The following is an 8,668-nucleotide window of genomic DNA, read 5'->3' on the forward strand; positions in this document are numbered from 1 at the left end:
GAAAATCAACATCATTAAAACCTTCGGGTAGCTGTGGTCGACGAGACATCTGTTCTAGATAATGCATGGTAATGATGCCTAAGCATAGTTGGCGGCAGCTTAAGGATTTAGAAAATGCGATTGGTATTACAACTGATATGGCCATGCTGCCTGAGAATTTTATTTCTAAGTTGATCCATTCCTTCTTTTAAAATTTGATTATCATAACACTTTAATGATTTGAAGCATTTGTCATCAATGTTAACCGTGTGATTTCGAACGTATTCCGGTCTCTTTTCAAACATTTCTATATCTGTATCAGGATTTTTTGCTTTTAACTGCAATGCATTCCGAAGAGCATTCGGACCTCTTCCTACGTAGACTACTTTGAGTGCTCGATGATTCAGAGGTTTGCCTGTCCGTGGCATTAGTTCTTCACTGAACTTTTTCCTGTTATTATCCAATTCTTCCGATACGGCTAATTCTGGCAGTACCTGATCTACAAATACATCCGAATAGAGTTTATCATCGCTTGGTATTGCTTCCTGGCCCATGCTTTATCAGCTCCCTCTGTGAAATAACTATCTGATTCTAATGAATAAAACTGAGCTTTCTGCTTTTGGTGATTCAGTGAGATGGCTTGTAAGATTACACTTATGAAAGTTGGACATTTTTTTCAGAAAAACGTTCGTTTTATTTTTTTGGTATTTTTGTGAAAACCGGTTCAATCAACTGATGGGCAAGAAGTTGTAAAATATGGTGCTTTATAAGTTGTTGGTCAGCAATTGGCTGATTTTTTTCTGAAGGGAGGTAGTTTCCTTCGAAAGAGCGATAAGCCTCCGACAGTTAGCTTATCGCTCTATAAATGTTATGCAGACATCATTTTCAAAGCGTTTATTTCATCAGCCCAGATAGTTTCGTCAATGGTTTCCAAAACCATGGGAATACCATCGAAACGGCTATCAGTCATGATATAGCGGAATACCTCCCAGCCAATTTCACCCTGACCAAGGCTATGGTGCCGGTCTTTTCGTGAGCCCAGTTCGCCTTTTGAGTCATTCAGGTGCATACCTTTCAGGTAGTTAAAACCAATGATTTTTTCGAACTCGGCAAACGTTTTCTGGCAGGCATCCTGGGTCCGAAGGTCGTAACCGGCAGCAAAAGTATGGCAGGTATCCAAACAGACCCCGATCCGGCTTTTGTCTTCAACCTGATCAATGATTTCGGCAATTTCTTCAAATTGCCACCCCAGGTTGCTTCCCTGGCCTGCAGTATTCTCTATCACCGCAATCACGCCCTGAGTTTGCTCAAGAGCCATATTGATAGACTGGGCAATTCTGCTCAGGCAGTCTGCTATATCAATTTTTCTCAGGTGACTGCCCGGGTGGAAATTAAGGCGGTCAAGCCCAAGCTGCATGCATCGTTCCACCTCATCAATAAATGCAAGGCGAGACTTCTCAAGTGCTTCCTGTTCTGGATGACCCAGGTTAATCAGGTAGCTGTCGTGGGGAAGAATCTGTTCAGGTTTGAAGTGGTACTTCTCGCAGCGTTCTCTAAACAGCTCAATGCTCTTCATTGAGAGCGGTTTGGCATTCCACTGTCTTTGATTTTTTGTAAACAGGGCAAAGGCAGTTGCGCCTAATTCATGAGCATTTACTGGGGCATTTTCTACACCACCGGCCGCACTGACATGTGCTCCAACATATTTCATTGATTGGGACTTCCTGTAGGTTCTATGCGATATGCGCAACGGCGGGCACCATCTAAAATGTATTCAGTCCGATTTACCGTTGCATCTGGCGTAAAAAGTGTTCTGAAAACCTGTAACTCAGAGCGACAGAATCCTTGGCAGGCCTGCGCAGCAGCGCAGATTGGACAATGGTTTTCGATAAATAAAAAACCGTCATCTTCTTTGCTGTAAGAAGCCATGTAGCCTTCATCGGTTCTTATCTTGGCGAGTGCTGCTATTTTTGATGCCAGTGTGGAATGCACGGCAAGCTTTTCCTGATAGATCCGCTCCGAACTCTGACTACGATGTTCAATCAGTTGAGTAAGACCCTCGTCACCAAAGATTTCTTTTACGGAAATGATCATCTCCAGAGTCAGCTGGTCATGACGGTCAGGAAATTGGGATTGAGCTCTTGGGGTCAGATGCCATGTTTTCCTTGGACGTCCAACACCACTGCGAATAGTGGTGGTATCCACCAATGCTCTGTCCATCAGTTTTTCCAGGTGGCCACGAGCACCCATGCTTGTGATATTTAGCCGCTTGCCCAAATCACCAGCTGTCAAAGGCCCTTCTGTTTTTAAGTAATTAAGGATCTGGTCCAGAGTTTTCTTATCTTTCATAGCTTTGGATTATATGGAGTACCCATTATTTTGTAAACCAAATGCTTTACAAAATAAGATTGTAGTCGTAGGCTGAATATGTAAATAAAAAAGTTTATAAATATGAGGTGTACGGATGAGAGTTTACCTTGAACACGCCAACGTCACAGTTCCATCGATTGATGAGGCTATTCGTTTTTTGACTGCAGCATTTCCGGAGTTCTCTGTCAGAGGTGGGGGGAAAAGTCAGAAAACGGGTCGAAAATGGGTTCATGTGGGCTCTGAGAAGACGTACCTGGCACTGAATGAGCAGTCAGGTCGCAGGCTGGATAGTGATTACGAAGGGCATGGATTGAACCACCTGGGCTTTGTCACCAATGAGCTGGATTCAATTGATGAAAGACTGGTTGCAGCAGGCTACCAGGAAGATGCTTCTTTCCGTGAAGAAGGACAGTATAGACGACGCCATTATTACTTTGATAACAATGGTATGGAGTGGGAGTTCATTGAATATTCCACAGCGGATGTTTCATTGAGAAATCAGTACTGATGCGGTTTAGTGCTCATAGACTCTGAAAGCCATTGCATATAATGCTCTCTGGTTTCCTGAAGTTCATTGGGCAGATGATGGCGAGCTCCTTCGAGCCAAAGTACTTTGGGTGAGTGATAGAGTCGGCACAAAGCCTTAATGTTGTGTTGCCCATCAACGGTTTTGTCATCCGTGCCTTGCAGGATAAGAGGCCTTATTGGAATCTGTACTTCAGATACCTCTATTCTTTGGATCCATCGATCCAGGGCAGAGACCCACTGGGTTGGCAGAACAGTAGGCGCCAGAGGATCATTGTGCGCTTTGTTCAGGAAGCTTTTATCCCGACAGTTATCTTTGAATTGTCGGGGAATCTGTCGAATAAATGGCCTGACCAGATAGAGCTGGATACGACTGAGTTTCCACAACCACGGGCGAACCAGAGGTGCTGACAATATAACCTGATCAAAAGGCATAGGCATGCTTTGTCTGGTGTGTTGGTTCAATAGCTCTGTAATAATGGCGCACCCTGTGCTTTGGCCATAGGCAAGCCAGGGCTTGGGCAGTATTGACTCGCAGTAACGCATTACATCTTCCAGAACCAGACGATAGAGTTCGAAGTCTTCGATGGTTGCCGGTTGTCCACTGGAAAGCCCATGACCAGGAAGGTCATACGCCAGAACGTTGTAACCTTCCTCCAGAAAGAAGCGGATAATATGCTCAAATAAACCAACATGGTCATAGTAGCCGTGCAGGAGAAATACAGAGCCTTTAGCTTCAGGCCTAGTGTATAAGTGGCAGGCAATTCGGTAATCAGTGCTGTTTATATAGCCCAGGGAGTGCTGGATATCAGGGATGTGGTTTTCCAGGTCAATGCTGTAATACTCAAAGTATGCCTGTTCGTGAGGATATGGAGTCACCAGGCTATTATGCGAGAGTGGGCGTATATCAGAGATAAGCTTAAGTTTGTCCATTAACGCTCTTCAGATACTTTCTGGAGGTCTTTCAAGGGAACTTCTATCTCTCTTCTGGCAATAACCTGTTCTTCAATGCCTTCATCAGTACGAAGGCTTTCAATGAACTGGATAAGAATAATGCCACGATCCATATTAACACCTTTTACAAACGTACTTTCAAGGTGTCGGAAAAGAGGGTTGTCATAAAGCACCGACTCGCCTTCTCTGAAGCGGATGGAGACTGGCTTATCATCAGGAATGCATCCATTGTATTTCCAGACAAATGCCTCAATCTGGTCGATCAGCTGGTCACCGTTGGGTATCGGGCTGGGCAGTAGCTTCCCCAGATCCCCTTTGGGTAGTCGCCCTTCATTAAAAAGCTTGTGACTGATCTTGTTGAAACGAACTACCTGAGTGATTCCCCGAGTGGAACGGATTTTGTGATAAGAGGGAAGGTCTTTCCTGCTTAACCTGATGAACAGATAGCCAGGGAACAGGGGAACTCGGGTACTTTTTTCCTGAATCAGTGGGCAATAGGCCTCAAAGCCCTGGTGCTCAAGGTTATCCTGAGCACGAACCTCCTCTCTGTATTTGGCTTTCAGCAGATACCATCCATGTTTCAAAGCTGCTTCGCTAGATGACATAACAAATCCTTTTGGCGAAGTTTACTGAAAATAATAAACTGGCAGGTAAAGTGCCCGGAAGCGGTTCCCTGCAATATGTGAACTTCATAATCAGCCATTCAGCTAATATGGCAAGCGGCCGGGCTGTCGTACGGTTAACACTTTCCCTATTTACCGAGCGCAGCACAGTACAGCAAAGGCCAGTGTAAGCCCTGAATACAAGAAACACGCCAGTAAAAAATGTGTTAACACAGGCTGGCAGATGGTTTTTGTAACCAATAGGATCAGCTGATCTACAGGTGTTCAACGAGAGCATTCTACAGGACTCTATTATTCAGACAATACTCTATGAGCGGTAGTGTCCTGTAAGGAAAGACTATTTTGTCAGGGAAGCAAGTAAACAGGGAGTTTGATAGAGGGGAACCGGAAGAAAATCTATTTTCTTCCGGTCTTTTTAACCGAGTGATCAGCGCTTGGCTGCTTCTTCGAGCATGGCTACTGCAGGCAGAACCTTGCCTTCGACAAACTCAAGGAATGCGCCGCCACCAGTAGATATGTACGACACTTTTTCTTTAATTCCGTACTTGTCGATAGCGGCCAGAGTATCGCCACCACCAGCAATCGAGAATGCGTCAGAGTTGGCAATTGCCATGGACAGTGAACGTGTACCTTCACCGAACTGATCAAACTCGAAAACACCGACTGGACCATTCCACAGAATGGTTTTTGCAGCAGTCAGGACATCCGCAAACAGCTTCTGGGTTTCAGGGCCAACGTCAAAGATCATGTCATCATCTTCAACTTCATCAACCGATTTGATGATGGCTGGCTCGTTCTCATCGAATTTCTTACCGCAGACAACATCGATTGGCATCGGGATATCACACTTATCCATCAGGGCTTTGGCCTGAGGGATAAGGTCTGCTTCATAGAGGGACTTGCCTACATTTTTGCCTGCAGCTGCGAGGAAGGTGTTTGCGATACCACCACCAACGATCAGCTGGTCACAAATGCCAGACAGAGACTCAAGAACAGTCAACTTTGTGGAAACCTTGGAACCACCAACAATGGCTGTCATTGGACGCTCAGGTTTATCCATGGCTTTGCCAAGCGCTTCCAATTCAGCGGCCAGCAGTGGGCCAGCACAGGCAACCGAAGCAAACTTGCCAACACCGTGAGTAGATGCCTGGGCACGGTGTGCGGTGCCAAATGCGTCCATCACATAGATATCGCACAGGGCTGCCATTTTACGGGAAAGGGCTTCGTCGTCTTTCTTTTCGCCGGCGTTGAAGCGGCAGTTTTCCAGGATAACCAGCTCACCGGCAGCCACTTCAAAGCCGCCGTCAACCCAATCTTTAACCAGACGAATTTCCTTGCCCAGCAGATTGCCAATGTAATCGGCAACCGGCTTCAGTGAAAATTGCTCTTCATACTCACCTTCAGTAGGGCGACCCAAGTGAGAGGTAACCATAACGTGAGCACCGGCTTCGAGAGCCTGCTTGATGGTTGGCAGAGAAGCCAGAATACGAGCGTCACTGGTGACCTTGCCGTCTTTTACTGGAACATTGAGGTCTTCACGGATCAGTACGCGTTTACCTGCCAGGTCCAGATCGGTCATTTTTAAAACGTTCATGGGGAGCCCTCTTGATATTCACTCATGGCTGACTTTCTCAGGGTAAACACAGTCTGTTTATGCCTGCCCTGTAAAGATTGCCGGGGATAACTTCGGAACAGCGGAAAAACGTCGGGGACAATAGCATATAAATTACGCTTCAGGTATTCATTGATACGCTCTAATGACTTGAATCAAGCGGTGTTTCAAGGGTTTTCTGAGGGTCACAAGTTTCTGGTGAAAGTTGTTTGAAAACGTTAGCTATGGCGATGAAATGGCTGATTATGACCTGCTTATCCGCAGGGACTTTCACAAGTAAAATGAAGTATCCGACATACAAGTCATAACGTATTTTGAAATCAGCATAGCAGTTCGATCTGCTAACAGTCAGAAACGTTAGTCTAAGCTCCTTCAATCATTCGTGATAAAGCGATGAAACTACGAACGGCTGGCGTTATTTAAGCTGAGTTTCAAGCCAACTGATCAGTTCCTGAAATGCAGGGAACTGTTTACTAATGTTGTCCATTTTTACTGGCCCAGATCATTTTCAACCAGTGAGCAGAAACATCAAGCATTCGGTTAGCAAACCCCCATTCATTATCAAACCAGCAAAGCAGCCTGACGAGGCGGCTGGCTGATACATGGGTTTGAGTACCGTCAACAATGCATGAGCGAGCATCATGGTTGAAATCTACCGAAGCGTGAGGCTCGTTGGTAAAACCCAGTATGCCTTCCAGGCGGCCATAGGTTGCCTGCTGCAGAATACGATTAATTTCTGCTGCTGACGTGTCTCTGCTGACATGTACCGTAAGATCGATACATGAAACATTAATGGTAGGAACCCGGACCGCGCTTGTTTTAAAGCGCCCCTTGAGCTCAGGCAGCAAACGGTTAATCCCTTTGGCAAGGCCTGTGTCAACCGGAATGATGGAGTGCAGCGCACTGCGGGTAAGGCGGAGGTCGTTCTGGTGATAGGCATCGATAACCGGCTGATCATTCATGGCTGAATGGATGGTGGTCATGGAGCCGTATTCAATTCCCAGGGAGTCATTCAACGTTTTGAGCACAGGTACAATACAGTTGGTGGTACAGGATGCGCTGGAGACAATACGGTGCTCAGGGTTTAACTGATCCTCATTGATACCATATACGATGGTTGCATCCACATCAGGTTTGGCTGGCTGGGAAAAGAGCAGGCGGGGCACTCCCCTTTCAATATGGAGGTTTGCAGTGGTTCGGTCATTAAAAGAGCCAGAGCACTCCAATAGCAGGTCAATGTTCAGGTCTTTCCAGTTGATTTTTCGTGGATCCGGCTCGTTAAAAACCCGAATTCGGTCATCGCCGATAAACAGGTGGCTATCATCTGCGGACACTTGGACCGGAAAACGACCATGAGTGGTGTCATATCGTGTCAGATAGGCCAGCGTTTCGATATTCGCCAGTTCATTGATGGCGACCACTTCCATCCCATGCACAGGGTTATGACAATAGCCATTTTCATACAGTGCACGCATTACACACTGACCGATTCGCCCATACCCATTAATGGCCACCCTGTATTTCATCGCTTGTTTTATTCCAGCTATTGTTGGCGTCAGGTATTGTACAGAAAAATATCGGGAATGTGACTAACCTCCAAGGCTTGCAACACCACGTCTAATCCGAGAGTCGATTAACAATAAACTGGCTCCATATCCAGAATGTTGGTGAGTTGGCAGGCCTTCAACCGTTCCATCTCCTGGACCGGATGCATCGAATACTATCGCTGATCTCGTCGGGAGAATAGCCTTTCTTGAAAGACCTATTTTGATTGAGCACTCTGCTAATTATCCAAAACAGGCCTTTTACTCGATATATATTCATTGTTCGCAGAAGGAACTTTTTAATATTTTATCACTCTAAAAAAACATTTATTAATTTATTAATGGAATATAATTTATGATTGAGGGTAATCCTATACATGCTCAGCATGACTTGAGTCCTTCTCAGGACCATTCGGCAGCTTCTGATTCCGGAAGTTGGCTTGGTCGTACTGTTAAGGTGTTAAAGGTGGTGACCTGTATAGTGTCGGGGGTTGCCGCTGTGGCTCTCTGCGCTTCAGGTTTTTATGCTTTGTCTGCGGTACTTGGTCTGGTTTCCGCTGTGTCTGGATTGGCCATTCTGTTTGGCAGCAGTAAACGTTCTGATGGTCATGTTCCCGTATTTAGTGGTTCTTCAACAGACTCTGATTCTATCAAAGGTGCTGGAGAGCCCGTGACAATAAGCCGGGATGTTGGCAGCTTTCAGGCTCTGTCTATTTCGGGGAAAGTTAAGCTTTATTGGCATAATGGTTCTGCCCGCCCTATTGAAATAACAGCACAGCCAGATATCCATGCAGATATCCATGATTATCTGGATACTCGAGTTGAGAACGGTGAGCTGAAAGTTGGATTTAAACCGGGCTATTCAGCCGGCAAGAAGAAAGTGAGGATCGATGTCTGGTCTCCCATCTGTGAGATGGCTAAAGCCAGTGGGCTTATACCAATTCCATTTTTAAATTATGAAATAACAGCCCATGAACGGGAGCATAGACTTTTCAATCGGCCAACTTCAGAAAGTAATTCATTCCATGCCTCACAGCATTTATTGATAATATCTTCATAGT

At 45.7% G+C, this 8,668-nt stretch carries 9 protein-coding genes; 2 read left to right on the plus strand and 7 right to left on the minus strand.

Translation table 11 applies throughout. The features are described 5' to 3' along the window. Positions 1 to 107: 107 nt before the first annotated feature. The 3 genes from AK963_RS21870 to AK963_RS21880 all read right to left on the minus strand — a co-directional run bounded on the left by AK963_RS21870 (position 108) and on the right by AK963_RS21880 (position 2,199). Positions 108 to 533: a hypothetical protein gene (locus AK963_RS21870; RefSeq protein ID WP_066017546.1), complete on the minus strand. Its 426-nt coding sequence runs from the start codon at positions 531 to 533 to the stop codon at positions 108 to 110. A 314-nt stretch (positions 534 to 847) separates the two neighbouring features. Continuing rightward, positions 848 to 1,690 carry a deoxyribonuclease IV gene (nfo, locus tag AK963_RS21875; protein ID WP_066017547.1) on the minus strand — a complete coding sequence of 281 codons (843 nt, stop codon included), beginning with the start codon at positions 1,688 to 1,690 and terminating at the stop codon, positions 848 to 850. Next, positions 1,687 to 2,199 (minus strand): helix-turn-helix transcriptional regulator, encoded by a 513-nt coding sequence (locus tag AK963_RS21880; protein WP_202969825.1) that lies wholly within the window; start codon positions 2,197 to 2,199, stop codon positions 1,687 to 1,689. Before AK963_RS21880 ends, nfo begins: the two co-directional genes overlap by 4 nt. A 244-nt stretch (positions 2,200 to 2,443) precedes the next feature. Here AK963_RS21880 and AK963_RS21885 point away from each other — a divergent pair, with 244 nt between their 5' ends. Further along, a complete protein-coding gene (locus tag AK963_RS21885; RefSeq protein WP_066017549.1) occupies positions 2,444 to 2,857 on the plus strand; it encodes a VOC family protein in 414 nt (137 codons plus the stop codon). On the opposite strand, the gene AK963_RS21890 is transcribed toward AK963_RS21885, so the two are convergent. The 4 genes from AK963_RS21890 to AK963_RS21905 all read right to left on the minus strand — a co-directional run bounded on the left by AK963_RS21890 (position 2,848) and on the right by AK963_RS21905 (position 7,589). After that, positions 2,848 to 3,807, minus strand: coding sequence for an alpha/beta hydrolase (locus AK963_RS21890; protein WP_066017550.1), 960 nt, complete (start codon positions 3,805 to 3,807; stop codon positions 2,848 to 2,850). The two genes, AK963_RS21885 and AK963_RS21890, sit on opposite strands and share 10 nt — an antisense overlap. After that, the gene (locus AK963_RS21895; protein WP_066017551.1) at positions 3,807 to 4,433 is read right to left on the minus strand and encodes a transcription termination/antitermination NusG family protein; all 627 of its coding nucleotides are present in this window, start codon (positions 4,431 to 4,433) and stop codon (positions 3,807 to 3,809) included. Before AK963_RS21895 ends, AK963_RS21890 begins: the two co-directional genes overlap by 1 nt. A gap of 445 nt (positions 4,434 to 4,878) precedes the next feature. Then, positions 4,879 to 6,045, minus strand: coding sequence for a phosphoglycerate kinase (locus AK963_RS21900; protein ID WP_066017552.1), 1,167 nt, complete (start codon positions 6,043 to 6,045; stop codon positions 4,879 to 4,881). Between the two features lie 491 nt (positions 6,046 to 6,536). Further along, positions 6,537 to 7,589 (minus strand): type I glyceraldehyde-3-phosphate dehydrogenase, encoded by a 1,053-nt coding sequence (locus AK963_RS21905; protein WP_066017553.1) that lies wholly within the window; start codon positions 7,587 to 7,589, stop codon positions 6,537 to 6,539. 373 nt (positions 7,590 to 7,962) lie between these two features. Between AK963_RS21905 and AK963_RS21910 the strand changes: the two genes are divergently transcribed. Beyond that, a complete protein-coding gene (locus AK963_RS21910; RefSeq protein ID WP_066017554.1) occupies positions 7,963 to 8,667 on the plus strand; it encodes a GIN domain-containing protein in 705 nt (234 codons plus the stop codon). The last annotated feature ends 1 nt before the right edge of the window (position 8,668 follow it).

It is taken from the genome of Endozoicomonas atrinae (assembly GCF_001647025.1).
GTDB lineage: Bacteria > Pseudomonadota > Gammaproteobacteria > Pseudomonadales > Endozoicomonadaceae > Endozoicomonas > Endozoicomonas atrinae.